The organism is Methylorubrum populi (assembly GCF_002355515.1).
Classification (GTDB): Bacteria; Pseudomonadota; Alphaproteobacteria; order Rhizobiales; family Beijerinckiaceae; genus Methylobacterium; species Methylobacterium populi_A.
Genome location: NZ_AP014809.1, coordinates 398,906 through 424,845 on the forward strand (window position 1 = coordinate 398,906; position 25,940 = coordinate 424,845).

A 25,940-nucleotide genomic window follows, 5' to 3' on the forward strand; every position below is an offset into this window, starting at 1 on the left:
TCACGTCAACACGCGAGGAACGGCCGGAGGCGGCGAGATCCTCGCGGTGGTCGACGCTGAACGGGCGCAGGCGCGGTGTCCGAAGCCGACGGGCGGTGCCGGATACAGGTTGCTCCCGGCACAACTTTGCGCTGCACAAGATACAAGGGCTGCGAAGCTGTGTCTTGAAAGATGCAGCTCTTTGCCTGAAGAATGATGCCGCTTGAATGCATTGCGCAAACTGCTTAACCTAGAATGATGCAGCGCAACCAAGATCACGAGGAGACGACCATCGACCTCGATCCCGGCCGCGCCGAGGCAGGGGCCGGTGGAGCCGCTGCGACGCGAAGCTGCTACGGAGTTCAGGTGCTGGTTGCGGGGCGCCGCAAACAATGGCGCGACGAGATCAACGGGCAGATCCGCCGCGCCGGCTACAGCGCGATCTCGGTCGATTCCGCCGTCGATGCCCTCACCGTCCTCGTGCTCGGCCTGCCCGTTGACGTCCTCGTGACCGACGCGGAGCTTCACGGGTCCCTGGGCATCAGCGAACTCGCAGCCGAGGCGCGGGCCCTGCGTCCCAATCTCGGCATCGTCGTCGCCTGCGATTCGGCGGTCAGCGATTGCGCAGACCTCGTGCCGGCCGACGCGCTGCTGGTGCCTTGCCCCGGCCAGGAGGAGGCGGTCGCCTGCTCGGTGCGCGAAGCCCTGGCCGCCCGGGCCGTCTGACCCTCTCTCCCTCTCCCATCCGCGACGATCCGGCCCGTACCCGGCGAGCGGCCGCCTGTGGCAGCCTTCGCGCCGGAGGATTCAAGCCATGACGATTCGCCGCCGGGACTGCCTCGCGATGCTCGCCGCGCTCACGGCGGGCCGTACGATGACCGCGGCTCATGCCGCCGAGGCCGGGCCTGCCGCGGCCTTCGCCTTCGACAAGCCGGGCGGCGGTTCGCTCCCGCTCTCCACCTATGCCGGCAAACCCGTCCTCGTCGTCAACACCGCCACCGCCTGCGGCTACGCCCCGCAGTTCGTCGGCCTCCAGGGGCTGTGGACCCGATTCGGCGACCGGGGCCTGACGGTGATCGCCGTGCCCTCACCGGATTTCGGCAATCAGGAACCCCTCGACGGCGCCGCCATCGCCGACGCCGCGCGGAAGAACCACGGCGTGACCTTCCCGGTCACGGACAAGACCCATGTCCGCGGCCCCGCTGCACATCCGTTCTACCGCTGGGCGGCGGAGCAGAAGCCGGGGCAGAGCCCGCAATGGAACTTCCACAAATATCTGATCGGCCGCGACGGCACCTTGCGCGCCGCTTTCGCGACCCCCGTCGATCCGAGCGATCCGCGCATCGTCAGCGCGATCGTCGCGGAACTCGGACAGGCGTGACGCGCCCGCTGTCCAGCCTCGCTCGCTCTCACCGCCCCGGAATCTCGGCGGGCGGACGCAATCCCCGCTCGGCGCGTTCCGTCGGCAGTGGACGCCGGGCGTGCGGCGCCGGAAGGCGCCCGTCCCGCTCGACTACCCGTGGCGGCGCGGAGGGATAGTTCGAGGCGAACGGGTTCGGCGGCACGCCCTGGGCCAGGGCGGGCAGGGCCAGGAGGCAGAGGCTCGCGACGGTGAAGACGGTGCTCGGACGCATCGGCGGCAAATTTCCGGTCGGTCGGGACTCGCGCCCACACGGGGCTCATGCCCACATGGCATCGTGCCGCGTCATGATTGCGGCCGGAAAGACCGGACCAAAGATCGAGTCATGGAACCGCACCACTTCGAGCAGGACGGCATCGTCTACGAAGTCCACTTCGAGCGGACGCCGGACGGCTGGGTCGCCCGCATTCAGCCGGAGGACGGCGCGCAGGCGCACGTCTTCGGCTTTCCCAACGGCGTCGGCTTCGATCCGGACGACGTGCGCGGCTCCCTGATCGCGGGCTGCGAGGCCGCGGTGGCGCGCATTCCGCGCCGGCCTCCGACCCGGCATTGAGGCGGGAAATCGGAACCTCCGGCGCCGAAACCAGTTCGGGCTGCAGCACGCGAGACCAGTGCGCGACGGAAACGAACGGGAATTTTTCGCGATGACCGAAGTGACCTATCACATCGTCGAACACGACGGCGGCTTCGCCTACAAAGTCGGAGACGTCTTCTCCGAGACCTTCCCGAGCCGACAGGAGGCACTTCAGGCCGCCCAGGCAGCGGCGGCCGAACAGCAGGTGCCCGGCTCGACCGAGGGCATCCGCTACCAGGACGGGCGCGGGCAGTGGCACGACGAAACCGCACAGGGCAACGACCGCCCGGTGGCGAAGGTCGCGGACGACTGAGCCAGCGGCGCGAGCCGATGATCGGATTGGCGGGACGACGTCCGCTCGATCGAGCGGATGTCGTCTCAGTCATCGAGGGTGATGAGCCCGATGCTACCGCCCGCTGCCGCCGTATTGACCGTCAGCGTCCGCTCGGTGGCGAAGCGGGCGAGATAATGTGGGCCGCCGGCCTTCGGGCCGGTCCCCGACAGGCCGGTTCCGCCGAAGGGTTGGCTGCCGACCACCGCGCCGATCATGTTCCGGTTCACGTAGACATTCCCGTGCGGCAGAGCATCGGCGATCTGTTCCACCGCCTCCTCGATCCGGGATTGGATACCGAGGGTGAGCCCGTAGCCGCCGTTCCGAATCTCTTCCATGACCCGAGCATGGCCGTCCGCCGGGTAGCAGGCGACGTGGAGGATCGGCCCGAACACCTCTTGCCGCAGATCGGCGACGCCGCCGATCTCGAAAATGTGGGGCGCCACGTACAATCCGCCCGGTGACGCGCCGGCGAAGTGCAGGCGCGCCGAGGCCGTCATCGCCGCGATATGCGCATCGAGTCTCTGCTTCGCGCCTCCGTCGATCACCGGGCCGAGATCCGTGGTGAGGTCGCGGGGATCGCCGAGCGTGAGCTCCCGCGCCGCTCCGGCCACGGTCGCGATCATCCGGTCGGCTACGTCCTCTTGGACCAGCAACAGGCGCAAGGCCGAGCAGCGCTGGCCGGCCGAGCGAAAGGCTGAGACCACGACGTCGTCGGCAACCTGCTCAGGGAGCGCCGTGGCATCGACGATCATCGCGTTGATGCCGCCGGTCTCGGCGATCAGCGGAAGGATCGCACCGTCGCGGGCGGCGAGCGTGCGGTTGATGCGCTGCGCGGTCGCCGTGGATCCGGTGAAGACGACGCCGGACAGGGCCGGATGCCCGATCAGTGCGGCGCCGGTTTCGGGGCCGCCGGGGACGAGGTGGAGGGCGCTGCCCGGGATGCCGGCCGTTTGCAGAAGGCGCACGGCCAGGTCCGCGACCAGCGGCGTCTGCGGCGCGGGCTTGGCGACCACGGCATTGCCGGCCATCAGCGCCGCCGCGACCTGGCCCGTGAAAATGGCGAGCGGGAAATTCCAGGGCGAGACTGCGACGAACACGCCCCGCCCGACGAGGCGCAGACTGTTGGCTTCGCCCGCCGGGCCGGGCAGGTCTTCCGCCTGGGCGAACAGGTGCCGCCCCTGCGCCGCGTAGTAGCGGAGGAAGTCGATCGCCTCGCGCCACTCGGCCAGGGCATCGTCGAGGGTCTTGCCGGCCTCAACCTGGAGCAAGTGAAGGAGCCGGGCCTGCTCCCGCTGGAAGGCGTCGGCGGCCCGCTCGAGGCACGCGGCGCGTTCGCCGGCCGGCATCCTCGCCCAGGCGGGAAAGCCGCGCGCGGCCGCTTCCATGGCGCGCGCCGCGATGTCGGGGCCGGCCTCGATCACGCTGCCGAGAACGGTTGCGTCGATCGGGCTGATCACGGCTCGGCGGTGGCCGGTCGCGGCGATCCCGTCGATGATCGGCGTGGCCTCGGTCGGGCCGGTCGCGGCCCCGACGGCATCGGTCAGCCGGCGCAGCGCCGCGCCGTCGCCGAAAGCGAGGCCCGGCGCGTTGCGACGCGCGGGCCCGAACAGGTCGCGCGGAAGCGGAATCCTGGAGTGCCGGGCCTGCGCGGGTGTCTCGACCAGGGCCTGCGGGCGGGCGAGGAGTTCCTCGACCGGCACCGCGGGATCGGCGGCGCGGGCGACGAAGGAGGAATTCGCCCCGTTCTCCAGCAGCCGGCGGACGAGATAGGCGAGCAGTTCACGATGGCCGCCGACCGGTGCATAGACGCGCTGGCCGAGTCCTGGCGCCCGCTCGGAGAGCCGCTGGTAGAGCGCCTCACCCATCCCGTGCAGGCGCTGAAACTCGAAGCCTGCCTCCTCCGTCGCTGGTTGATCAGCGAGCCCGGCAAGGCCGAGGACGCTCGCGACCGTGAGTGCGTTGTGGGTGGCGAATTGCGGATAGAGCCGCGGGCGGAGCGCCAGCAGCCGCCGCGCGGCCGCCAGATAGTTCAGGTCCGTCATCGCCTTGCGGGTGAAGACGGGATAGTCCTCTGCCCCTTGCGTCTGGGCGAGCTTCACCTCGGTGTCCCAATAGGCGCCCTTGACGAGGCGCACCATCAGCCGCCGGTCGTGACGCTCGGCAAGCGCGGCGACATGATCGATGACCGGAAGGCAGCGCTTCGAATAAGCCTGAACCGCCAGCCCGAACCCGTCCCAGCCGGCGAGGACCGGATCGGCAAGCACCGCGGCGAAAACGTCGAGGGAGAGTTCAAGCCGCTCCGCCTCCTCGGCATCGAGCGTGAAGTTGAGCTCGTGGGCGCGGGCGTCACGGGCGAGGTCGCGGACCATCGGCACCAGTTCGGCCATTACCCGCTCGCGCTGGGTCGGGACGTAGCGCGGATGCAGCGCCGACAGCTTGACCGAGATGCCAGGCCGAGCCGGCAGGGGCGCGTTGCCGGCCTCGCGGCCGATCCGCGCGATGGCGCGGGCGTAGGCTTGGCGGTAGCTCTGCGCATCGTCGGCGGTCCGCGCGCCCTCCCCCAGCATGTCGAAGGAGTAGCGCGAGCGCCGGGCGGTGCCGGAACCGGCGCGCTTGAGAGCGGCGTCGATCTCCTCAGCCAGCACGAATTGCCCGCCCATCACTCGCATAGCCCGGTGGGCCGCCGCGCGCACGGCCGGTCGACCGAGGCGGCGAACCATGCTGCCGAGCGTCACCTCGGGAGTATCCTGCGGGCCGACGAGACGGGCGCCGAGACCGAGCGCCCAGGAGGCGGCTTGGGCGAGACCGCTCTCCGAACGCACCGCGTGATGGATGAAGTCACCCCCGCGCAACTTGTCGGCGATGAGGCGGTCGGCGGTGGCCGCGTCGGGCACCCGCAGCAGCGCCTCCGCAAGGCTCATCAGGGCCAGTCCCTCGCGGGTCGTCAGCGCATATTCCCGCAGCAGCGCCTCGACGGCGCCGTGGCCGGCATCCGCTCGGATCGCACCGATCAGGTCCGCGGCGAGCCGGTCGACCGCCGCCTCCGTGCCGGCCGGCAGGGGCGCCGCGCGCAGCAGGCTTTCGGCCAAGGCCGCATCATCCGAAGCGTAGGGAGCCTGAAAGCGGAAGGCGGACATGGAAGCCCTGCGATTGCGAGACGAGAGTAGCACCCTCTCTGTCGTTCGACAGGCCGCTTTCGCCCGCGTGGCCGGCGCGATTCCGCTCGATCCCCGTGAGAAGGCCCCGATCTGCAGCGCTCCGGCCACGAGGGATGCGACCGCTGGCGCGGCGCACGTCCGGGCCACCCCGATGCGGCTCCGCGCGCTCGGCTTGATCTTCCGGCCCCATCTGGGATGGGGTGATGCGTCCGCCATGCGCATCGGCGAGCCGGGTGACGGGAGAACGTGGTGGCTCGAAGGATGATCGGCGCACTCATGGTGCTGGCCGCGACGGCCTGTCGGCTGGCCCCACTGCCGGAGATCAGCTTGGCCGGTGCGCAGCCCATCACCTCCGATGCTATCCGCGATGCGTCCGGCGTGCTCGGATAGGCCGAGTCGTTGCTGGGACCGGAATTCGGAAAGAATTCTCCGGTCCTCGTCGGGCCGGAACATTCACGCCTGGACCCATCCGCCGTTGTGGGCGCCTAGGAATTGCCGGCCGCCACGAAGGCGGACGACGTGGTGCAAAACCTCCGCGCCCGCGGCACACTTGAGGATGTACGGGACTACCGGGACGGATCGATCTGGATGGCCGATGACCGAATGCCCCGAGCGCAGGCGGTCCGCCTGCATCTGATCGACGGCACGAACCGCGCCTTCGAAACGAAAGCCTCCCCCGCCGTGCGCCCCGGCCCACACATCGATCTGATCGCGTATCGAAAGCCCTGATCCCCCAACGCGGGTCGCTTTCCGGCCGAGCATCGGCCTCGGACTGCGCGCCTGTTCAGGGCCTGGCGGAAGGCGGGCTGATGTCGAGCGGCTGGGCCTCCGGTACGGGAGGCGCCGGCTCGGCTTCGATGCGGGCGCGGCGGGCAGCCTCGTCCGCTTCCCTCTGGCGGGCTTGGCGCGCCGCCTCCTCGGCCGCCTGCTGCGCCCTGATCCGGGCCTGGCGTGCCGTCTCCTCCGCCACCGCGCGGGCGCGGTCCATCTCGATGCGGGCACGGCGGCGCTGGCGCTCGCTCTGGTCGGCGTCGAACAGCTCGATCTTCTCGAGTTCGCGCTGGAGCACGAGAGCCGCGAGGCCGGTGGTGAGCGGCGCCGTGTCGAGCCGCCGCTCCGGCGCCGTGAGCGGGCCGGTGAAGCCGAGCTGGATCGCGGGCGCGGCCCCGGACCAGCCCTTCGGGCCGGCCGCCGCGGTCAGGACCCCGCGGGCATCGAGGCTGCGATTGCGCGGATTGACCTGAAGCGTGCCGTTCCAGCGCGCCGGCCCGAGATCAATCCCGAACGGAGCCGTGCGCAGGATGCCGGCCGACATCGTGAAGGCCGCCGTGAGCGGTCCCGTCGCCTTGAGCGGACCCGCCGAGAGTTCGTCCGATACGAGCGCCTGGAGCCGCCCCTCGCGCAGGGGATCGTCCTCGGCAAGCGCTTTGCCCAGGGCCCGGTCGAGGGCGCCCGCATCGGCACCGGGCAGTGCGAGGCCGGCGATCCGGATCTCGCCGTTGCCCGAAAGGTCGTTCGCCAGCGCGGCGAGGCTCGCGCCCGTGGCACCGAAGCGCAGCGCCGCCGACAGCCGGCCGCCGATCGGTCCGGTCCCGATCAGGCCGGCGAGATCCGCACCGTCGACGCGCCCCTCACCCGACACCGCCGCGGCACCCGCCGGCCGGGCGAGGGTCACGGTGCCGCTCAGCCGCCCGCCCGCGAGCCCGGCCGAGAGGTCGCGCAGGTTCAGCGCGTCCCCCTCGCGCACCAGCGTCAGCGTCGCGGTGTCGGCGGTCAGGCCCCGGCCGAGATCGAGCTGAGCGATCGCGAGACCGAGGCTGACCTGCGGCTGAGCCGGTACGGCGGCGAAGCGCCCGCCGGCCTCGGTGGGAAACACCGTGGCCGCGGCCAGAGCCGGCAGGGACAGCCGGGCGAGAGTTGCGGTGCCGTTGAGCGCCCCGTCCGGGGCGCGGTCGAGGGCGATGGTGAGATCGCTTCCAGCGACCTGCCCGGTTATGTCGGCGTGCAGGGCCGCGTTCCGGCGCGACAGGTCGAGGGTGAGTGAGGCGGGCAGCGGCCCCGTCGCCGGTCCGGCCGCTCCGGCGAGGATCAGGAAGGGCGCGAGGTCGGTCGCCTGCAGCCGCACCGCGCCGCCGGTCGGGGGGCGGTCGAGGGCATCGAAAAGGATCGGGCGCGCCGTCGAGAGGACGAGGCCCGCAAGGTCACCCTCGACTTCGAGCGCGAGCGGCGCGGTTTCCTGCCGGGACTCGATGGCCGGGCGGGCTCCGGTCAGCCGCAGCCGCCCGGGTTGGCGCAGGCCGGCGATGTCGTCACGGCCAAACCAGCGCGCGGTCCTCTGCGTCGTCAGCGTCGCGTCGATGCGATCGATCCGGCCGAAGCGGGTCAGGAGCGCGAGGTCGAGATCGCCCTCCCCCGCCCGGCCCTTGGCACGCGCGCGCAGCGCATCCGCCTCGCCGGATTCCCGCTCCAGGGTCAAATCGAGGGCCAAGCCGCTCTGGCGGAAGCTCGGCGGCACGAGCCGGGCCTCGGGCAGGAAACCGCGCTCCAACAGGGCGAGCAGCGGTGCCGCCCGACCCGCGGTGACGCGGCCCTCGATCCGCCCCGAGCCGTCCGGCGCGATCCGCCCGGCGAGCTGAGCGCTCGCCCCCGCGAGGTCGGCGATGTCGAGCGTGTCGACGACGAGGCTCGCACCGTCCGATTGCAGGCTGACCGCGATGGTGCCGTTGCCCGAATGGGCGCCGGCGGGCCCGTAGCGCACGTCGCGCGCCCGAAGCGTCAGGCCGAGATCGTGCTGGTGCAGGCCGGACATCAGGTCACCCAGCGGCGGCAATTCGGCGATGTCGAGGCCGCTGGCCGAAAGCTGCGCGTCGAAGCGTCCGCGCCCGCTCGCACCGGCCCGAACGTAGCGGGCATTGCCGGTGACACGGGCCTCGCCCAGGGCGAGCCGCAAGTTGCGCAGCGAGAGATCGCCGCCGGCCGCGGAGAGGTCGGTGCCGAGATCGAAGGCGCGCCCGTCGAGGATCGCCGCGACGCTCTCCTCCGCGCCGATCCGTCCGAGATAGCGCCCGAGCCCCTCCGAGTTACGTGCCGCGACGTCGATGTGGCCGGTGAAGCGGGGCGAACCCGACAGGTCCGCCTCGCCGGTCGCCGCGACGCTCGCAGCCCCCGGCGCCGTGCCCTCGAACCGCCGCAGGACGAGGCCGCCGGTGCGGTCGAAGGTGCCGCGGAAGGCGACGCCGGCCCAGTCGTCGAGGCCGAGAGCGACGCTCTCGGCGGCGAGGTCGAGGTCGAGGAGCAACGGCGGCGTCAGGGCCCCCGACGACAGCCCCTGCGCCAGGCGTCCGCCCGCCCCGCCGGACAGCAGCAGCCCGTCGAGGTCGAGGCGGCGCGTGCGGAGCGTCAGGCCGAGACGGGCTTCGCGCAGATCGAGGCGACCGCTGCCCGATAGCCGCGCCGCCTTGCCGCCGGGGTCGAGCTCGATCTCGACCGTCTTGGCCTTCGCCACGGGGCCGCGCGACTCGAACTTGGCCGCCAGGGTCAGCGGCAGGACGGCGCCGGCCGGCTGGACCGGCGGCCCGACGGTCAGTCTCGCGGTGCCTTCCGCCTCCGGTACGAGGCCGCGGTGAGCGAGGTCGCCGCCCGGCGCCTCCGCTGGCCTGAAGGCGAGGCGGGCATCGAGTTCGAGGCGGGGCATGGTGTCGCCGCCGCCGGTGAATTTCAGGGAGAGGGTGCCGTCGCTGCCGAAAGTGCCGGTGGCGAGATGAAAGGGGCTTCCCTTCGCGGTGCCTTCCGCCAGCCAGGGGCCGGCCAGAGCCGGCGCCCGCAGGCGCAGGTTCTCGGCCGAGAATACTTCCTGAGACGGCTCCTCGGACCGAGCGCCGGCCCGGGCGGCGGCGACGCTGAGACGCCGGATGCGCAGATCGTCGACCACGACGTCGCGCCGCAGCGCCTGCGGCTCGCGCGGCAGGAGCAGCGCCTCGTCGGAGACCGGCAGGGTCAGCCGCGCACGCTCGATCGACGTCTGAACGAAGCGAACCTCGCCCTTGAGCAGCGGCGCCAGGGCGATCTCGGCGTCGACCGTCTGCGCGTCCAATGCCGGCCCGTCCTCCCCGCCGAGCCGTAACCGGGCAAGGCGGAGATGCGGCGACGGCAGCAGGCGAAGGTCGATCGTCCCCTCGCTGCGGGCAGGAGCGCCGACGGATTCGCTCAGCGTCCGGTCGATCAGCGCGCGGTGACCCGACCAGTCGATGAAGGGCGGGACGGCCAGGGCCGCCACGAGGACCAGCACGACGGCGCCCGCGAGCGCGGTCAGGAAATCACGCACCGTTATCGCTTCCGCCAGGTCTGCGGGCCGCAGGGCTTCGTTCGCGGGTCACGCGTTCGAAGGGCCGAAGCCTCCCGTGAGCACGCGCGCACCCGTTCCTGCGGCCATAGCACAGGGGACGGGCCGCCCGCACCTCACACTCAAGCTTGTGACGGCCGTCAGCGCCGGATGCCGAAGGATGGCCCGGCCGGAGGCGGAACGTTGAGGGGCGCCCGTTGGATCTGATTGCGGATCGCGCTGTTCTCCAAGGTCTGGCGCTGTTCGAAGTTACGGTTCTGGTTGCGGTACTCGAACGCTTCGTTCTGCCGGCTCGTCGCGCCCCGGTTTCCGGGGCTCTGCGCGAGCGCCGGCGTGACGACCGGCGCAAGGGCTGCGAGCAGGGTCAGAACGGCGAGCGACGGGGCGCGCATGGCCTCGTTTCCTTCATCGGTGTCGGCTTCGGGTTTCGGGAGTGACGCGTGAGGAGGGGCGCCGGTTCCGGATCGGGTCTCGACGGCGTTCGCCTTTTGGTCCAGGGAAGCGCGCATGATGCAAGAGCCCAACGACGCGCCCGGCGCGTTCCGGCCGCGCCCGTCCGACGACGATGCGCCGTCGGCTCCGACCTCCATCGCCGCCCGTGCCATGGCCGCCCTGCGGCCCGAGGGCGCATCTTATCTCACCGGCCTCAACCCGGAGCAGCGGCGTGCCGTGGAGGCGACGGAAGGCCCGGTGCTCGTGCTCGCCGGTGCCGGCACCGGCAAGACGCGGGTACTGACGACGCGCATTGCCCACCTCATCGCGACCGGCAAGGCCCGGCCCTACGACATCCTCTCGGTGACCTTCACCAACAAGGCCGCGCGGGAGATGAAGCACCGCATCGGGCAGTTGATCGGCCCGGCGGGCGAAGGCATGCCCTGGCTCGGCACCTTTCACGCCATCGGCACCAAGATCCTGCGCCGCCACGCCGAACTGGTCGGGCTCAGATCCGATTTCACGATCCTCGGCACCGACGACCAGCTGCGCCTGATGAAGCAGGTCATCGCCGACCAGAACATCGACGAGAAGCGCTGGCCGGCGCGCTCGCTCGCCCACACCATCGACGGCTGGAAGAACCGGGGTCTCGGGCCCGAGCAGGTGCCCCCGGGCGAGGCGCAGGCCTTCGCCTTCGGCAAGGGCGGCCAGCTCTACGCCGCCTATCAGGCCCGGCTCGCCACCCTCAACGCGGTCGATTTCGGCGACCTGCTGCTGCTGTGCCTCAAGCTCTGGCGCGAGAACCCGGACATCCTGAGGAATTACCAGGACCGTTTCAAATATATCCTGGTCGATGAGTATCAGGACACCAACGTGGCGCAGTACCTCTGGCTGCGCCTGCTCGCGCAACTCCGAAAAAACGTCGCCTGCGTCGGCGACGACGACCAGTCGATCTACGGCTGGCGCGGCGCCGAGGTCGACAACATCCTGCGCTTCGAGCACGACTTCCCCGGCGCCACCGTGGTGCGGCTGGAGCGCAATTACCGCTCGACCGGCCACATCCTCGCCGCCGCCTCCGGCCTCATCGCCAAGAACGAAGGCCGGCTCGGCAAGACGCTCCGCACGGAAGACGAGGCGGGCGAGCCGGTCACCGTGACCGGCGCGTGGGATTCGGAAGAAGAGGCACGACAGGTCGCCGAGTCGATCGAGTCGCTCCAGCGCAAGGGGCACCCGCTCTCCGAGATCGCCGTGCTGGTGCGGATCTCGGCGCAGATGCGCGAGATCGAGGACCGCTTCGTGCAGGTCGGCCTGCCCTACCGGGTCATCGGCGGCCCGCGCTTCTACGAACGCGCCGAGATCCGCGATGCGCTGGCCTATCTGCGCGTGACGATGAACGGCGCCGACGACCTCGCCTTCGAGCGCATCTTCAACACGCCCAAGCGCGGCCTCGGCGACGCGACGCTGCAGACCCTTCACGCCTACGCCCGCGCCGACCGGATTCCTCTGCTCGCCGCGGCGAGGAAGCTGATCGAAACCGACGAGCTGAAGCCCCGCGCCCGCTCGATGCTGCGCGGCCTCGTCGAGAGCTTTTCGCGCTGGATCCGTCTGGTCGAGACCAAGCCGCATCCCGAGGTCGCACAGACCATCTTGGAGGAATCCGGCTACACCGAGATGTGGCAGAAGGACCGTTCGGCCGACGCCGCCGGGCGGCTCGAAAACCTCAAGGAATTCGTCCGCTCGATGGAAGAATTCCCGGACATGGCCGCCTTCCTCGAACACGTCTCCCTCGTGATGGAGGCCTCCGAGGCGGAAGGGGCCGACCGCGTCTCGCTGATGACGCTGCATGCGGCCAAGGGACTCGAATTCGACACGGTGTTCCTACCCGGCTGGGAGGACGGCCTGTTCCCGAACCAGCGCGCCATCGACGAGAGCGGGCGGGCCGGCCTGGAGGAGGAACGGCGCCTCGCCCATGTCGGGCTCACCCGGGCCCGCAAGCGCGCCAAGCTGTCGTTTGCGGTCAACCGGCGCATCCACGGCCTGTGGTCCTCGACCATCCCCTCGCGCTTCATCGACGAACTGCCGCCGCAGGCCGTGGACGTGGTCGAAGCGCCCGCGCATTTCTCGGCCGGCGCCTCGCGCTTCGACCGCAACCCGGCCCCGTTCGGCTCTTCCTACGGCACGCCGGGCTGGCAGCGGGCGCAGGCGAACACCGCGGGCGGCTTCGGCGGGGGATTCGGCAACGGCCGCGGTGGCGGCCGCACGAGCGGCCCGCGCGAGATCGAGGGCGAGTTGATCGCCAAATCGACCGGCGCACCGGCCGCCTTCGAGCACGGGGCCCGGGTCTTCCACACCAAGTTCGGCCCCGGCACGGTCGCCGGCATCGACGGGAACAAGCTCACCGTTGACTTCGACAAGGCCGGTCGGAAGATGGTGCTCGACAGCTTCCTCCAGCCCGGTTGAAGCGTCCCGCCGGCGGCCTCCGCCGGCTGCGCCGCCGCCCCGGGAGGGCGACGCCCCCGATGGCCTTGGTCAGGATCGCCCCGATCCGCCGGCAGCGCCGAGAGGCGCCAGGGTCATCGCTTCTTCGCAGAGCCGTCACGCCCCCGTCGCCCGCGCTTGCAACCCTCGCAGGGCGGGCGAAGCGTTGCCGTAAAGCCGCGTTCCACAGCCTTCGCGTCGAGCCGTGGAACCGACTCACCGGGTTTGGCTTTGCTCTTGCGTACAGATGAACGAAGATCGGCGATGTCTTCGCCGAATCAAGGGAGAAGTCGGACAGTCGAGACTGGTTGAAAAAGCGAGTTTGCGAGAGTCACGCACGAGTCAAGGTGGAGTGTTGATCCATGAAGAGACGACGCGCACGGCTTGAACTGGTTGAGGACCGACCGATCCGGATGCATCGGACACGCTTCGACGAGGAACGTAATCCCGCACCGATCCAACCCCTGACGGATAAACAAGGCCAGTATCTCGACGCGCTCGCGTCATCTTCGCAAGTCATCGTCTTAGGCCCCGCCGGCACGGGCAAGACTTTCATTGCCGGCACACGCGCCGCGGATCTTCTTCGGCAACGCCGGATCTCGAAGGTCGTCATCACCCGTCCCAACGTTCCCTCGGGCCGCTCGCTCGGCTTCTTCCCCGGCACGCTGGAAGAGAAGATCGCCCCCTGGGTCGCCCCCCTGACCGAGACGATGAAGGAGCGCATGGGGGCCGCCGCCTTCGACATCGCGGTGAAGGCCGGCGACATCGAGGTGGTGCCGTTCGAGGTGATGCGCGGACGCACCTTCAAGAACTGCCTCGTGATCCTCGACGAGGCGCAGAACACCACCACGCCCGAAATCAAGATGTTCCTGACCCGCATCGGCGACGATTGCCAGGTCATCATCAACGGCGACGTCTCGCAGACCGACTTGCGTGAAACGTCGGGGCTTCGCACCGTCATCCACTTGGTGAAGAGCCGGATGATGGCGATCCCGATCGTGGAGTTCACCCTCGACGACATCGTCCGCTCCGGCATCTGCGCGGAATGGGTGAAGGCATTCGAGGAGGAGCGGCTCTAAAGCCGCCCGACCATGCGCGATGACGGGGTCTCGTGAGGCCTCGTCATCGTTCGCGCTTCGGCTTCAGATTTCGACGCCTCTCTCGACGATCGCCGTCTCGACGATGTCGGCGGGCTCGTAGAGCCAGCGCGCCACGATGCCGGCCAAGATCGCTCCGGCGATCGGGGCCAGCCAGAACAGCCATAGCTGCGCGACATATTCCGGGCCCGCGAACAGGGCCGGGCCCGTGCTCCGGGCCGGATTGACCGACGTGTTGGTCACTGGAATCGAGATCAGGTGAATGAGTACCAGGGCGAAGCCAATGGGAATGCCGGCGAAACCCGCCGCCGCTCCCTTCGACGTCGTCCCGATGATGATGAAGATGAAGATGAACGTCGTCAGGACTTCGGTGATCAGGCAGGCGGCAAGGCCGTACTTGCCCGGACTGAGTTCACCGTAGCCGTTCGAGGCGAACCCGTTGGGGACCCAGCCCGCCTTGCCGGATGCAATGGTGTAGAGGGTGAAGGCGGCCACCGTGGCGCCGATGACCTGCGCGAGGATGTAGGGCAGCACGTGTCGGTTGGCGCAGCGCCGGGCCGACCACAGACCGAGGGTCACGGCCGGGTTGAAATGGCCCCCCGAGATGTGGCCGACCGCGTAGGCCATCGTCAGCACGGTGAAGCCGAAGGCGAACGCCACGCCCAGGAAGCCGATCCCGAGATCCGGATAGGCCGCGGACAGGACGGCGGCGCCGCACCCGCCGAAGGTCAGCCAGAAGGTGCCGAAGAATTCGGCGGTCGTCCGACGCATCGTATCGTGATCCATGGCGACACCTCATGCTGCGGAGGTCGCGGGGCGCGTTCGAAGCGGTCGTATCGGCAATCTGGTCGGCGCACCGCGAGACCAACTCGTCTGCGTCGGCACCCGCCGGACGCGTCCGACGAAGATTTCACACCCGCACCGGGCCAACAATGATCGGTGTCACGGGTCGAGCGGCACTAAGAAGTTGTACCGCTTCGGCATCAAATCCATCGTGACCAGCAATCTCGTGCCGTCACATTGCAGGTGATTACGCTGCCTCGCGAAACACCGCCGGCACGATGCTTCCGACCGGCGTCAGGACGCGTCTGACACGTCCCGGATGGTCTCGGGCCTCAGGCGGCAGCAACACCCTTCGTCCGCAGCGGCCCGACGCTCTTGCCGTCCAGCAACTGACGCAGGCGCTCGACATCGTCGAAGTTGTTCGAGGTGAGGTCGGTGACATCGCCCTCGACGAGCGCATCGACGTGGCGGCAACGGCGGCGATGCGTGCCCGCCGGACAGGAACAGCGGAGATACGGCCCGTCCGTCCGCTCCTCGAATTCCAGCACGTAGCGGTTGCCGGTGCTGCCACGCATGGCGAACCGCAGCTCGCCTTTAGGCCGCAGATCGACGATGCCGGAGGCCCGCAGGGCGTGGGCGGAGGTGGAGCGGGTGAAGTCGCGCCGCGGTCCGGCAACCGCGCGGATCGGGGTCAGCCCGAGGCCGCGGGCGAGGTCGAGGATATCTGCGGCGCCGGTCTCGCGCAGGGCCGCGAGCGCGATCTCGGCGCAGGCATAGGCATCCTCGCCGGCATCGTGGTGCTCGAAGCGGATGCCGAGGCGCCCCGCCACCTTGGCGAGACCGTGGCCGGCGGGATCGGGGAAGATGCGCCGGGCGATCTGAAGGGTGCAAAGCCCGGCCATGTCCGGCACGGTCTCGCCCCAAGCGGCGAGTGAGGCGGCGAGAACGCCCATATCGAAGCCGGCATTGTGCGCGAGCATCAGACCGCCCGACAGGTCCGGCAGGAATTCCGCCATCACCTCCGGGCAGCTCGGCGCGTCGCGCACGTCCGCCGGCAGGATGCCGTGGACGCGAATGTTGCCGGGAGAGAACCGCATCTGCGGCGGTCGGATCAGCCGGGATTCGCGCCGCACCACCCGGCCGCCCTCGATCCAGGCAAGGCCGACCGCGCAAGCGCTGTCGCGCCGCTCGTTGGCGGTCTCGAAATCGATCGCGACGACGCTCATGCCCCGGAGATTAGGGGGTCGTGGACCGATCCCGCAAGGCGCGGGGAGCGGGGCCGGACCGACGCACGCGCCGGATGTCGTGATCGCGGGGCGGGACACGAACGCGGCCCGAACTGGTTACCGGGCGACACTATGATGGGATGATCGAGGTCGTCATGAACGTGTTCTCACGCCGGGGCTTGATCGCCGCCGCGGGCGGCGTGGCGCTGGGCGCCAACTCTGCCCGTTCGGCCGAGGGGCCATCGCCGGTTCGCGACGGAAAGGGTGCGGACATCCTCGGCCCCCGCAACGCGGCGCGCGAGGCGGAGGACCCCGTCACCGTGGCTCCGCCGAAGACCGATCACGGCACCATGCCGAACCTGAAATGGTCCTTCGCCGACAGCCACATGCGGCTGGAGGAAGGGGGTTGGGCACGCCAGACGACGACGCGGGAACTGCCGATCTCGAAGGCCATGGCCGGCGTGAACATGCGACTGAAGGCGAACGTCGTACGCGAGATGCATTGGCACAAGGAGGCGGAGTGGGCCTACATGATCAAGGGCCGCGCCCGGATCACCGCGATCGACGGCGATGGGCGCACATTCGCCGACGATATCGGCGAGGGGGACCTCTGGTACTTTCCCTCCGGCATTCCGCACTCGATCCAGGGGCTCGAAGGGCCGGAGGACGGCTGCGAGTTCCTGCTCGTGTTCGATGACGGCGGCTTCTCGGAGGATTCGACCTTCCTCATCACCGATTGGCTCGCGCACACGCCGCGCGACGTGCTGGCGAAGAACTTCGGACTACCAGAGCGCGCCTTCGACGCCATCCCCGAGAAGGAACTCTACATCTTTCCGGGCCCGAAGCCGGGATCGCTGGCCGAGGATCAGCTCGGCGGCGCAGGGCCGGTACCGAAGCGCTTCAGCCACAGGATGCTGGCACAGGAGCCGATCCGCACGAAGGGCGGCAGCGTGCGGATCACGGATTCCGCGATCTTCCCCGTCTCCACCACCATCGCCGCGGCGCTGGTCGAGCTCCAGCCCGGCGCGATGCGGGAACTGCATTGGCATCCGAACGGGGACGAGTGGCAGTACTACCTCTCGGGCCGTGGGCGGATGACCGTGTTCGGTTCGGAATCGAAAGCGCGCAGCTTCGATTATCAGGCCGGCGATGTCGGCTACGTGCCCTTCGCCATGGGTCATTACATCGAGAATACCAGCGACACGCCGCTGACCTTCCTCGAGATGTTCCGCAGCCCCCGCTACGCCGACATCTCCCTGCGCCAGTGGATGGCGCTGACCCCGCACGCGCTGGTGCAAGCGCATACCAAGCTCTCGCGCGAGGCGATCGACGCCCTGCCGCAGACCAAATCGCAGGTCCTTCCGGGCTGATCGTCAATCCGGATGGCCGAGGCGGCGGTCGAAGATCGAGCGGACCGTCCGCCGCTCCTCGTCGAGCCGGGCGCCGAGCGCCCGGGCATCGGGGAGGTTGACGGCCCGTGCGAGGCGGGCGAGCGCCACGTCGGACGCCTGCGTTGGGTCGCCCTCGACCATCAGGCGCTGCCAGTGGTGCACGTCGTCGAGGAGCCGATAGGCGCCGCCGAGTTGCTCGGCCTCGTCGGCCGCGAGGAGGCCTCCCTCCGCCGCCCGCGAAAACACCTCGGGCGCATCGAGGCCGATCAGTTCGGGATGGGCGTCGGCATGGCCGAGCACCAGGGCCTGGGCGAGGAAGTCGAGATCGAGCAGGCCGCCGGGGCTGAGCTTGAGGTCGAGGGGACCGTGATCGCCCTTCTCCTCCTCGACCGTAGCACGCATGGCCCGAACCGAGCGATTGACCGCCTCCGGCTCGCGGGCCTGCCTCAGCGCCTCGCGGATCACGGATTTTGCCTCCCCGGCGAGGCTCTCGTCGCCGGCGATGACGCGGGCGCGGGTCAGCGCCATGTGCTCCCAGAGTTCGGCTTCTTCCCGCTGATAGGCGCGGAAGCTGCGGAACTGCGCGGCGGTCGCGCCCTGGCCGCCGCCAGGCCGCAGGCGCAGATCCACCTCGTAGAGCAGTCCGCGTCGGGTCGGGGCGGTGAGTGCCGCCACGAGGCGCTGCGTCAGCCGGTTGTAGGCCACCGCCGCGTCGAGGGGCTTCGGTCCGGTGCTCGTGCGGTTTTCGGGGTCGAAATCGTAGAGCACGACGAGATCGAGATCGGATTCCGCCGTCAGCTGGTGCGAGCCGAGCCGGCCGTAGCCGAGCACGACGATGCGCCCCCCCGGCACCGCGCCATGATCGGCGAAGAACGTCTTCGACACGGCCTCCAGCGCGGTCGCCACGGCGGCGTCCGCGATGGCCGAGAAGGCGCAACCCGCCGCCCGCGGAGTCAGGATGCCGGAGAGCATCCGCGCGCCGGTAAGGAAGCGAAGCTGCCGGGCCGCGTCGCGGCTGCGGTCGAGGAACACCTCGTGACTGTCGGGCCGGCCGAGCAGGGCGCGGTAATGTGCCGCCACAGCCGCCGCGTCGACGGTCGGATCGCCGAAGTCGGGATCGATCACCGCGTCGAGCACGTGCGGCGAGAAGGCGACGGTGCCCGCCAAGCGCGGCGCGCTGCCGAGCAGGTCGGCGAACAGCAGCCGCAGGCGCTCATGCTCGCGCAGGATGGTCAGAAGCTCGACCGCCGCCGGCATGCGACCGAAGGCGCGGTCAAGATTGGCCAGCGCCGCGTCCGGGTCCGGCGTCCCGGCGAGCGCCTTGAGCAGGGCGGGCACCAACTCTGTCAGCACCTCGCGGGCGCGCGGGCTGCGCACCGCCGCGCGGCGGCCGAAATGCCAGCCGCGCACGGTGTCGGTCACCCGCTCCGGATCGCGGAAGCCGAGGCTGCGCAGGGTTGCCAGCGTCGCCGGGTCGTCGGCGGCGCCGCTGAAGACGAGGTCACCCACCTCCGACGAGAGATCGGGTCCCGCCTCGAACAGCAGGGCATAGTGCGCCTGCACCCGGCCGGCATGGGCCAGAAGGGCCTCTTCGAAGGCGGCCAGATCGGAATACCCGGCAAAGCGCGCAAAGTTCTCCAGCTCGGCGCGGTCGGTCGGCAGGCGCTGGGTCTGCTCGTCGCGCACCATCTGCAGGCGGTGCTCGACCGTGCGCAGGAAGGCATAGGCCTGAGACAGTTCGTCCCGCGCCTGGGCCGAGATCCAGCCGTCCTCGTGCAGGCTCGCCAGCATCGGCACGGTGGAACGCCCGCGCAGCATCGGGCGCCGGCCGCCGAAGACGAGCTGCTGGGTCTGGACGAAGAACTCGATCTCGCGGATGCCGCCGCGTCCGAGCTTGATGTCGTGGCCGGCCACCGCGAGCGCCTCGTGCCCGCGCACGGCGTGGATCTGCCGCTTCATGGCGTGCACGTCGGCGATTGCCGCGAAGTCGAAATACTTGCGCCAGACGAAGGGCGTGAGGTCGGAGAGGAACCGCTCGCCAGCCTGGATGTCACCGGCGATGGGGCGCGCCTTAATGAAGGCGGCTCGCTCCCAGTTCTGGCCGGTCGTCTCGTAGTAGACATAGGCCGAGGCGAGGCTCATGGCGGTGGGGGTGGAGCCGGGATCGGGACGCAGGCGGTAATCGACGCGGTGGACGTAGCCATCGCGGGTGCGCTCCTGCAGCAGCTTGGCGACGCCCTGGGCGAGCTTAGTGAAGAACGGCGTCGGCTCGAGCCCCTCCTTCAGAGGCGCGGCCTCCGGATCGAAGAAGACGATCAGGTCGATGTCACTCGAATAGTTCAGCTCGCGCCCGCCGAGTTTCCCTAAGCCCAGCACGACGAGGCCCGAGCCGGCCTGCGGCTCGCTCCGATCCCTCGGCAGGAAGCGGCCGGCGGCGGCGGCCTGGAACAGCATCGCATCGACGGCCGCGGAAACCGAGACATCGGCGAAGCCGGAGAGCGCGGCGGTCACCCGCTCCAGCGGCCAGACCCCGCCGATATCGGCCAATGCGACGAGGAGCGCGTGCTCGGCCCGATTTTGCCGCAGGGTCCTGCCGACCGCATCGAGATCGGGCGCCGCGCCCTCTCCCGGCCGGCCGGCGGCGCGCTGGGCCGCAACGATGCGGGCATCGGCGGCCTCCGGCGTTTCCTCGAAGAGCCGGGCGAGGCGGACGGGATCGCGCGAGGCCAGGGACCAGAGGAAGGTCGAGTGGTCGGCCAACGCCGCGAGGAGATCGCGGGCCGATCCCTTGCGCAGGGCGGGGGGAAGCGCGTCTGCGATTTCGTCGACGCGCGCCCGCGCAGCTTCGGGGTTCGAGAGCGGCGGAGCGTGCCCCAGCCGAGCGATCAGGGGAGCCGTGCCGTCGTCGCGGGCAGCCTGCCCGTCGTTTCGCCTGCCCATGCCGTCCCTTCTTCGATTCCGAGCGTCCGCATCGCCATCGAGCCGCGACGATGCCCATCAAACGCGCAAATCGGGATCTGCCAAGGGGTTTGCCGCAGCCCGAGCCTAAGACAGCGCGCTTCCGAGACGAACCCGGCGAGTGAAAGAATCAGATATCTGAAACGCCCGGTCGGGCGAGACGCCCGGCAATGAGGAAATGTTTCGATCGTCCGATCATGCTGCCACGAGGCAGTCGTGAAGCGATCCAGCACGGAGCCGTCCTGCCGCTCGTTTGTTGATCCCGGGCGTGCCGGGGACGGTGTCGTTCCATAGAAACTCCGGCGGACCACACGGCCCCCGATGACGAAAGCGAATCGATGAGCAGCCCCAACCTGGTTCCCTTCACCGAGGCCGCGATCTTCACGCTCGGTTGTGCGCTGATCGCGAGCCGCCGGTTCGATCCGCAACGGCTCGGGGCGGTGCTGGGATTGGCCACGGTCACGCTCGCGGTCTTGCTCGTGGTCTTCGCTCTGCCCGGCAGCCCTCAGATGACGCTCGCCGACCCGGACGGCGTGCGCAACTTCCTGAACTGAGGTCCGCGATCGAAGCGGCCGCACGAAGCCGCCGATCCCTCACCGCTCTCGTTCCGGCCACGGCGGCGCGGCGGGAACTCCGCGGCGCAGGCTAGGCCGCGGCGGCCGGCAGGCTCAGCGTCACGGCGAGCCCGGGCGCGTTGTCGGCAAGCTCCAGGCTGCCGCCGTGAAGCCGGGCGACGGCGTTGACGAGGCTGAGCCCCAGGCCGAAGCCGGGACGGGAGCGGGCGGCGTCGAGGCGAACGAAGCGGTCGAGCACCCGCGCGCGCTCCTCTTCCGGGATGCCGGGGCCGCGATCCGCCACGGTGAGCCGGACCATGCCATCGGCACGCGCCGCATTGACGGTGACCGGCTGCGGACCGGCCCCGGGCGATGGCGCGCCATATTTGATCGCGTTGTCGATGAGGTTGGCGATAGCCTGCCCCACCAGTTCACGGTTGCCGGCGAGGATCAGGTCCGGCTCGGTGCGGATGGTCAGGCTCAAGCCCCTGTCCTCGGCCAGGGGCTCGTAGAGCTCGGTCACCTCCCGCGCCACCTCCCCGGCGTCGAAACGGCGCACGCTCTCGGGCGTGTTACCGGCTTCCAGGCGGGCGATGGTGAGGAGCGCGTTGAACACCCGGATCAGCCCGTCGCTGTCCTCGATCACACCCTCCATCGCCGTGCGCAGGGCCTCCGGCGTCTCAGCGGTGCGCAGGGCCTCGTCGGCGCGGTTGCGCAGGCGCGTAAGCGGCGTCTTGAGGTCGTGGGCAATGTTGTCGGACACCTCCTTCATGCCGCGCATCAGCTCGCCGATGCGCTCCAGCATGAGGTTCAGGTTCTGAGCGAGGCGGTCCAGTTCGTCCCCGGTGCCGGCGACCCGCAGGCGACCGTCGAGATCGCCCGCCATGATGGTGCGCGTCGTCTCGGTCATGTCGTCGACGCGCTTCAGCACGCGGCTCGCCACGAACCAACCGCCGAGCACGCCGAGCACGACGACCAGTGCCACCGACGATCCGAAGGTGTTGCCGATCGCGGCGCGCAGGCGGTCGCGCTCCTCGGTGTCGCGGCCGACGAGAAGGCGAAAGCCGCCGGCGAGGTTGAAGACGCGCATGATCGCGCGGTGCTCGCCCTGGTCCGCTTCGGATCCGCGTCCGTAGTACCCCTCGTACTGGCCGGGCCGGGCGAGGAGATCCGGCGAGACGCGGCTGACATTGCCGACGATGTGCTCTCCGGCCGGCGTGGTGACGAGATAGAGCGAGGCGCCCGGCTCCTTGGCGCGCCGTTCCACAACGGTGATCAGGCGGCGCAGGCCGCCCGCCGCGTACTGCTCCGACAGGCCGTTGATCTCGGCATCGATGGTCGAGACGATCTGGTCGTCGAGCACCCGCCGGGCGTTCCAGGCGACGTAACCGAGCCCGAGCGAGGCCAGCACTGCGAACAGCACGAGATAGGCGAGCGACAGCCTGAAGGCCGTCGTGCGGAAGATCTTTCCGAGACGCGCGAGGAGCCCATCCGGCGGCTGCGATACGGCGGGGCTCACGGGCGCTACGGATCGTCCGGACGGATGACGTAGCCCGCGCCGCGGACCGTGTGGATCATCGGGTGTTCGAAGCCGCGATCGATCTTCGAACGCAGCCGCGAGACGTGAACGTCGATGACATTGGTCTGCGGGTCGAAGTGGTAGTCCCAGACATTCTCCAGCAGCATCGTGCGGGTCACGACCTGTCCGGCGTGGCGCATGAGGTACTCGAGCAGCCGGAACTCGCGCGGCTGCAGCACGATCTCGCGGCCCGCCCGGGCCACCCGGTGCGAGAGGCGGTCGAGTTCGAGATCGCCGACGCGATAGGACGTGGCCTCGCCCGGTCCGGTCGCGCTCGCGCGGCGGCGGGCCAGCACCTCGGTGCGGGCGAGAAGCTCGGAGAAGGCATAGGGCTTGGGCAGATAGTCGTCGCCGCCCGCGCGCAATCCCTTCACGCGGTCGTCCACCTGGCCGAGGGCCGAGAGGATCAGGACCGGTGTGGCGATCTCCTGCTCACGGAGGGCGCGCACGAGCGAGAGCCCGTCGAGCTTCGGCAGCATGCGATCGACGATCAGCACGTCGTAATCGCCCTCGCGGGCGAGCGCGTAGCCGTCGAGGCCGTCGCCCGCATGGTCCACGCTGTGTCCGGCTTCCCGGAACGCCTTGACCAGATAGGCGGCGGCCTCGCGATCGTCCTCGATGATGAGCAGGCGCATGACGCCCGTTAGATAAGCTTCGCGGCTCAGGAGCGCGAGGCGTTCACCGACAATTCCGGCTTGTGGTTCAGGGTCTGGAACACGACGCAGTAGCGCTCCGTGAGCTTCAGGAGCTGGTCGAGCTTCTCCTGCGGCGCCTCGGTCTCGAGGTCGAACTTCAGGCGGATCGCGCGGAAGCCCACCGGTGCCTCCTTGTCGACGCCGAGGGTGCCGCGGAAGTCGAGGTCGCCCTCGGCGCTGACCGTGCCAGCCTTGAGGGGAATTTCGAGCGCGGTCGCCACCGCCTTCACCGTCACGCCGGCACAGGCGACGAGCGCCTCGAGCAGCATGTCGCCGGAGCAGAGTTCGGCGCCCGAGCCGCCGGTGGCGGGGTGCAGGCCGGCGACCGCCAGGGCGCGGCCGGTCTCGACCTTGCAGGCGATGCTCGTGTCGTCCAGCGAACCCTTCGCCTTGAGGGTGATGACGGCGGAATCCGGCGCCTCGCGGTACTTGTTCTTGAGCGGGGCCTGGAGAGCGCGCAGGGCGTTGGCGTCCATGGATTTCCTCCGGTTTTTCGGCGGGTTTTCTTGGCGAGCCGGGCTTAGCGGTTTTCGTGCGCGGGGGACACCTTAGAACGAGCTGCCGCCCGCGAGTTGTGGGGGACGGGAGCCGTCGCGCGGGCGCAGCGAGTGGTCGAGGGCGGACAGGATCGTGCGGGTCGCCGCCTCGCTCGTCGGCGCTGCCGGGTCGCGCGGCCTGCGCATCGGCAGCGCCACCGTATCGTCGAGGCGGCCGGGGCGCGGGCGCATGACGATGGCGCGGTCGGCGAGGGCCACCGCCTCGGCGACATCGTGGGTGACGATCAGCACGGTCGGCCGTACCTCCTCCCACAGGGCGAGGAGATGGCGGTGGAGATCCTTGCGGGTGAAGGCATCGAGCGCCGAGAACGGCTCGTCCAGCAGCAGCACCCGCGGATTGGCCACGAAGGCCCGGGCGATCGAGACGCGCTGCTGCTGCCCGCCCGACAATTCGCGGGGCCAGCGGTCCCTATGCTCGGCGAGGCCGACGCGCTTCAGGGCGTGGGCGACCCGCTCCCGCCGCTCGCGCTTCGGCAGATGGTCGATACCGAAGCCGACATTGTCGGCAACGCTGAGCCAAGGCAGCAGGCGCGGCTCCTGAAATACGAGTCCGACGCCGGGATGGGGCCCGGTGATCGGCTCGCCGTCGAGCGCGATGCCGCCGGCGCTCGGCCTGTCGAGACCGGCGATGAGGCGAAGGAGCGTGGTCTTCCCGCAGCCCGAGCCGCCGATCAGCGCGACGATCTCGGCATTCGGCACGTCGAGGTCGATGCCGACCAGCGCGCGGGTGCCGTCGGCATAGGTCTTGGCGAGGCTCTGGATGCTCAGCATAGTCGCGGCAGGAATCGCACCGAAGGGATCAAGCGTCGAATTCGGCGAGCATGCGCATGATCGCCGGACGAAGTACCGGCAGATGCACCGAGGCGATCTCCCACATGTCGCGTGCCCGGATCCGGTAAAACTCGTGTCGCAGGAGGTTGCCGATCCGGATGATCGGCTGCCAGTGAACGTCCGCGTGCCGCTGTCGAAGTTCGGGCGGCAGCTCCTTGGCCGCCTCCGAGATGATCTGGACGGCGCGTTCGACGGCGCGTTCGTAGAGGAAGTTGCCCTGAATTTCCTCGAAAGTCCGGCCTTGCGTCGCCGCGAGGATGCCGTCGATCTGTTCGAGAATGTGCCGAAGCCTGACTTCGGGCAGCTTTGCGGATTCCATCAGAAAACCCGGATGGCCTCGCGCTCGATGTACTCGCGGAAAACCGGGACCAATCCGTCACGCGTCGAGTATCCGACAGGAATGTCGGGGAAGGCGCGCTCGACCAAAGCGTAGGTTTCGTCGAAGGCCGCGAGTCCGAAACTGCCCTCGTCCGCAGGATCGACGAAGACATCGAGATCGGATTCCGGCCTCGCCTCATCCCGAGCGCGCGATCCGAACAGGAACAGGGCCGAGACTCCGTGCGCGCGGAGATCGTCCTCCACGCCGCGCAGCCGGTGGATTACCTCGTCTCGGGTCATGCCGGTACCTTAGCGAAGGCGGTCCCGCCCGTCATCCGTCGCCTCCTCACAGCGTCTCCCGCGCGGTGTCCTGCCAGCGCGCCAGCGGGCTGGTGAGCGCGACGAGCACGGCATCGGCCGCCTTGCCGACGACGGCGAAGCTGATGATCGCCGCCAAGATCTGGTCGGGCTTGCTGAATTGCTGGCCGTCGAGGAGCAGGTAGCCGAGCCCCTCGGAGGCGCCCATCAGCTCGGCGGCCACCACGAACAGGAAGCCGAGTCCGAGCCCGGTGCGGAGCGCCGTCAGGGTCGCCGGCAGCACGGCGGGCAGGAGGATACGCCGGGCCAGCGCCAGCTTCGACAGGCGGAAGATGCGGCCCACCTCCACCAGCTTGCGATCGACCGAGGCGATCGCGCCGGCCACGCCGATATAGACGGGGAAGAACACGCCGACGGCGATCAGGGCGACCTTCGGGGTCTCCAGGATGCCGAACCAGAGGATGAACAGCGGCACCCAGGCGAGAGAGGGCACGGCACGCAGGGCCTGGAGGCTCGGATCGACCAGCCAGCGCAAGAACGGCAGCGTCGCGGTGAGCGCGCCCGCGAGGATGCCGGCGCCCGCCCCGAAGGCGAAGCCGAGGCCGACGCGGATCAGGGTCGCCTCGACATGGGTCCAGAGTTCGCCCGAGGCGGCGAGAGCCCAGAGCGCGGCGCCGATCCGGCTCGGCGGCGGCAGCAGGCGCCCGGAGGCGAGCCCCGTCGCGACGGCGATCTCCCAGCCGAGCGCGAGGGCGAGCGGCAGCAGCAGGCCGAGCGCCAGCCTCGCGCCGCCGCCGAGACCGGTGGTCCGACGCGCGGGAGCGGCCTTCGCCTCGGCGTCTTCGGAGAGGACGGAGGTGACGCTCATGCGGAAGGGTCGCGCCGGATCTGCATCGTGTTCTCGGAAAAGTCCCCC

The 25,940-nt window shown here is 70.0% G+C and carries 23 protein-coding genes; 9 read left to right on the plus strand and 14 right to left on the minus strand.

From position 1 onward, the window contains the following. Positions 1-234: 234 nt before the first annotated feature. Together MPPM_RS01795 and MPPM_RS01800 are read left to right on the plus strand one after the other, a co-directional pair. Entirely contained in the window at positions 235-705 is a 471-nt protein-coding gene (locus MPPM_RS01795; RefSeq protein WP_096483365.1) for a response regulator, read from the plus strand. 88 nt (positions 706-793) lie between these two features. Further along, complete coding sequence (locus MPPM_RS01800; protein WP_096483368.1) at positions 794-1,360, plus strand: glutathione peroxidase; 567 nt, start codon at positions 794-796, stop codon at positions 1,358-1,360. A 28-nt stretch (positions 1,361-1,388) separates the two neighbouring features. Here the strand turns inward: MPPM_RS01800 and MPPM_RS01805 are convergent, their stop codons facing one another. Next, a complete protein-coding gene (locus MPPM_RS01805; protein WP_244573446.1) occupies positions 1,389-1,613 on the minus strand; it encodes a hypothetical protein in 225 nt (74 codons plus the stop codon). Positions 1,614-1,724: 111 nt separating this feature from the next. Between MPPM_RS01805 and MPPM_RS01810 the strand changes: the two genes are divergently transcribed. After that, positions 1,725-1,952 carry a hypothetical protein gene (locus tag MPPM_RS01810; protein ID WP_096483371.1) on the plus strand — a complete coding sequence of 76 codons (228 nt, stop codon included), beginning with the start codon at positions 1,725-1,727 and terminating at the stop codon, positions 1,950-1,952. Between the two features lie 91 nt (positions 1,953-2,043). Beyond that, positions 2,044-2,286 (plus strand): DUF2188 domain-containing protein, encoded by a 243-nt coding sequence (locus MPPM_RS01815; RefSeq protein WP_096487671.1) that lies wholly within the window; start codon positions 2,044-2,046, stop codon positions 2,284-2,286. Between the two features lie 65 nt (positions 2,287-2,351). On the opposite strand, the gene putA is transcribed toward MPPM_RS01815, so the two are convergent. Next, positions 2,352-5,444 carry a bifunctional proline dehydrogenase/L-glutamate gamma-semialdehyde dehydrogenase PutA gene (gene putA / locus MPPM_RS01820; protein WP_096483373.1) on the minus strand — a complete coding sequence of 1,031 codons (3,093 nt, stop codon included), beginning with the start codon at positions 5,442-5,444 and terminating at the stop codon, positions 2,352-2,354. A gap of 540 nt (positions 5,445-5,984) precedes the next feature. On the opposite strand from putA, the gene MPPM_RS01830 reads away from it, so the two are divergent. Then, on the plus strand, positions 5,985-6,194 hold the full coding sequence (locus MPPM_RS01830) for a hypothetical protein (RefSeq protein WP_162296244.1): 210 nt from the start codon (positions 5,985-5,987) through the stop codon (positions 6,192-6,194). A gap of 55 nt (positions 6,195-6,249) precedes the next feature. Here the strand turns inward: MPPM_RS01830 and MPPM_RS01835 are convergent, their stop codons facing one another. Further along, the gene (locus MPPM_RS01835) at positions 6,250-9,789 is read right to left on the minus strand and encodes an AsmA family protein (RefSeq protein ID WP_096483378.1); all 3,540 of its coding nucleotides are present in this window, start codon (positions 9,787-9,789) and stop codon (positions 6,250-6,252) included. Between the two features lie 158 nt (positions 9,790-9,947). Next, on the minus strand, positions 9,948-10,316 hold the full coding sequence (locus MPPM_RS01840; RefSeq protein ID WP_244573447.1) for a hypothetical protein: 369 nt from the start codon (positions 10,314-10,316) through the stop codon (positions 9,948-9,950). Between MPPM_RS01840 and MPPM_RS01845 the strand changes: the two genes are divergently transcribed. Further along, on the plus strand, positions 10,315-12,699 hold the full coding sequence (locus tag MPPM_RS01845) for an ATP-dependent helicase (RefSeq protein ID WP_096483382.1): 2,385 nt from the start codon (positions 10,315-10,317) through the stop codon (positions 12,697-12,699). The two genes, MPPM_RS01840 and MPPM_RS01845, sit on opposite strands and share 2 nt — an antisense overlap. 380 nt (positions 12,700-13,079) lie before the next feature. Next, complete coding sequence (locus MPPM_RS01850) at positions 13,080-13,796, plus strand: PhoH family protein (RefSeq protein WP_041370987.1); 717 nt, start codon at positions 13,080-13,082, stop codon at positions 13,794-13,796. 63 nt (positions 13,797-13,859) lie between these two features. On the opposite strand, the gene aqpZ is transcribed toward MPPM_RS01850, so the two are convergent. Next, positions 13,860-14,600, minus strand: a complete 741-nt coding sequence (gene aqpZ, locus MPPM_RS01855; protein WP_096483383.1) for an aquaporin Z — start codon at positions 14,598-14,600, stop codon at positions 13,860-13,862. Positions 14,601-14,929: 329 nt separating this feature from the next. Next, positions 14,930-15,823, minus strand: a complete 894-nt coding sequence (locus MPPM_RS01860; RefSeq protein ID WP_096483385.1) for a 3'-5' exonuclease — start codon at positions 15,821-15,823, stop codon at positions 14,930-14,932. Between the two features lie 155 nt (positions 15,824-15,978). On the opposite strand from MPPM_RS01860, the gene MPPM_RS01865 reads away from it, so the two are divergent. Next, entirely contained in the window at positions 15,979-17,193 is a 1,215-nt protein-coding gene (locus tag MPPM_RS01865; RefSeq protein ID WP_096487672.1) for an oxalate decarboxylase family bicupin, read from the plus strand. 3 nt (positions 17,194-17,196) lie between these two features. On the opposite strand, the gene MPPM_RS01870 is transcribed toward MPPM_RS01865, so the two are convergent. Beyond that, positions 17,197-20,154 carry a bifunctional [glutamine synthetase] adenylyltransferase/[glutamine synthetase]-adenylyl-L-tyrosine phosphorylase gene (locus MPPM_RS01870; protein WP_096483388.1) on the minus strand — a complete coding sequence of 986 codons (2,958 nt, stop codon included), beginning with the start codon at positions 20,152-20,154 and terminating at the stop codon, positions 17,197-17,199. A gap of 356 nt (positions 20,155-20,510) precedes the next feature. On the opposite strand from MPPM_RS01870, the gene MPPM_RS01875 reads away from it, so the two are divergent. Continuing rightward, the gene (locus tag MPPM_RS01875; protein ID WP_096483389.1) at positions 20,511-20,726 is read left to right on the plus strand and encodes a hypothetical protein; all 216 of its coding nucleotides are present in this window, start codon (positions 20,511-20,513) and stop codon (positions 20,724-20,726) included. 91 nt (positions 20,727-20,817) lie between these two features. Here MPPM_RS01875 and MPPM_RS01880 read toward each other — a convergent pair whose 3' ends face one another. The 7 genes from MPPM_RS01880 to MPPM_RS01910 all read right to left on the minus strand — a co-directional run bounded on the left by MPPM_RS01880 (position 20,818) and on the right by MPPM_RS01910 (position 25,892). After that, positions 20,818-22,245, minus strand: a complete 1,428-nt coding sequence (locus tag MPPM_RS01880; protein WP_096483391.1) for a HAMP domain-containing sensor histidine kinase — start codon at positions 22,243-22,245, stop codon at positions 20,818-20,820. Between the two features lie 5 nt (positions 22,246-22,250). Then, a complete protein-coding gene (locus MPPM_RS01885; protein WP_096483393.1) occupies positions 22,251-22,940 on the minus strand; it encodes a response regulator transcription factor in 690 nt (229 codons plus the stop codon). Between the two features lie 26 nt (positions 22,941-22,966). Continuing rightward, a complete protein-coding gene (locus MPPM_RS01890; RefSeq protein ID WP_096483396.1) occupies positions 22,967-23,476 on the minus strand; it encodes an OsmC family protein in 510 nt (169 codons plus the stop codon). A 72-nt stretch (positions 23,477-23,548) separates the two neighbouring features. Next, positions 23,549-24,328 (minus strand): ABC transporter ATP-binding protein, encoded by a 780-nt coding sequence (locus MPPM_RS01895; protein WP_096483398.1) that lies wholly within the window; start codon positions 24,326-24,328, stop codon positions 23,549-23,551. Positions 24,329-24,356: 28 nt separating this feature from the next. After that, positions 24,357-24,707: a HepT-like ribonuclease domain-containing protein gene (locus MPPM_RS01900; RefSeq protein WP_096483400.1), complete on the minus strand. Its 351-nt coding sequence runs from the start codon at positions 24,705-24,707 to the stop codon at positions 24,357-24,359. Beyond that, entirely contained in the window at positions 24,707-25,006 is a 300-nt protein-coding gene (locus MPPM_RS01905) for a nucleotidyltransferase family protein (RefSeq protein ID WP_096483403.1), read from the minus strand. Before MPPM_RS01905 ends, MPPM_RS01900 begins: the two co-directional genes overlap by 1 nt. Positions 25,007-25,052: 46 nt before the next feature. Then, positions 25,053-25,892 carry an ABC transporter permease gene (locus MPPM_RS01910; protein ID WP_096483404.1) on the minus strand — a complete coding sequence of 280 codons (840 nt, stop codon included), beginning with the start codon at positions 25,890-25,892 and terminating at the stop codon, positions 25,053-25,055. Positions 25,893-25,940 lie beyond the last annotated feature (48 nt).

What these genes read in the sequence shown, in the direction of transcription:
- MPPM_RS01795 (WP_096483365.1), top strand. Translation starts at nt 235, where the DNA reads ATGATGCAGCGCAACCAAGATCACGAGGAGACGACCATCGACCTCGAT.
- MPPM_RS01800 (WP_096483368.1), top strand. Translation starts at nt 794, where the DNA reads ATGACGATTCGCCGCCGGGACTGCCTCGCGATGCTCGCCGCGCTCACG.
- MPPM_RS01805 (WP_244573446.1), bottom strand. Translation starts at nt 1,613, where the DNA reads ATGCGTCCGAGCACCGTCTTCACCGTCGCGAGCCTCTGCCTCCTGGCC.
- MPPM_RS01810 (WP_096483371.1), top strand. Translation starts at nt 1,725, where the DNA reads ATGGAACCGCACCACTTCGAGCAGGACGGCATCGTCTACGAAGTCCAC.
- MPPM_RS01815 (WP_096487671.1), top strand. Translation starts at nt 2,044, where the DNA reads ATGACCGAAGTGACCTATCACATCGTCGAACACGACGGCGGCTTCGCC.
- putA (WP_096483373.1), bottom strand. Translation starts at nt 5,444, where the DNA reads ATGTCCGCCTTCCGCTTTCAGGCTCCCTACGCTTCGGATGATGCGGCC.
- MPPM_RS01845 (WP_096483382.1), top strand. Translation starts at nt 10,315, where the DNA reads ATGATGCAAGAGCCCAACGACGCGCCCGGCGCGTTCCGGCCGCGCCCG.
- MPPM_RS01840 (WP_244573447.1), bottom strand. Translation starts at nt 10,316, where the DNA reads ATGCGCGCTTCCCTGGACCAAAAGGCGAACGCCGTCGAGACCCGATCC.
- MPPM_RS01850 (WP_041370987.1), top strand. Translation starts at nt 13,080, where the DNA reads ATGAAGAGACGACGCGCACGGCTTGAACTGGTTGAGGACCGACCGATC.
- aqpZ (WP_096483383.1), bottom strand. Translation starts at nt 14,600, where the DNA reads ATGGATCACGATACGATGCGTCGGACGACCGCCGAATTCTTCGGCACC.
- MPPM_RS01860 (WP_096483385.1), bottom strand. Translation starts at nt 15,823, where the DNA reads ATGAGCGTCGTCGCGATCGATTTCGAGACCGCCAACGAGCGGCGCGAC.
- MPPM_RS01865 (WP_096487672.1), top strand. Translation starts at nt 15,979, where the DNA reads ATGAACGTGTTCTCACGCCGGGGCTTGATCGCCGCCGCGGGCGGCGTG.
- MPPM_RS01870 (WP_096483388.1), bottom strand. Translation starts at nt 20,154, where the DNA reads ATGGGCAGGCGAAACGACGGGCAGGCTGCCCGCGACGACGGCACGGCT.
- MPPM_RS01875 (WP_096483389.1), top strand. Translation starts at nt 20,511, where the DNA reads ATGAGCAGCCCCAACCTGGTTCCCTTCACCGAGGCCGCGATCTTCACG.
- MPPM_RS01885 (WP_096483393.1), bottom strand. Translation starts at nt 22,940, where the DNA reads ATGCGCCTGCTCATCATCGAGGACGATCGCGAGGCCGCCGCCTATCTG.
- MPPM_RS01890 (WP_096483396.1), bottom strand. Translation starts at nt 23,476, where the DNA reads ATGGACGCCAACGCCCTGCGCGCTCTCCAGGCCCCGCTCAAGAACAAG.
- MPPM_RS01895 (WP_096483398.1), bottom strand. Translation starts at nt 24,328, where the DNA reads ATGCTGAGCATCCAGAGCCTCGCCAAGACCTATGCCGACGGCACCCGC.
- MPPM_RS01900 (WP_096483400.1), bottom strand. Translation starts at nt 24,707, where the DNA reads ATGGAATCCGCAAAGCTGCCCGAAGTCAGGCTTCGGCACATTCTCGAA.
- MPPM_RS01905 (WP_096483403.1), bottom strand. Translation starts at nt 25,006, where the DNA reads ATGACCCGAGACGAGGTAATCCACCGGCTGCGCGGCGTGGAGGACGAT.
- MPPM_RS01910 (WP_096483404.1), bottom strand. Translation starts at nt 25,892, where the DNA reads ATGAGCGTCACCTCCGTCCTCTCCGAAGACGCCGAGGCGAAGGCCGCT.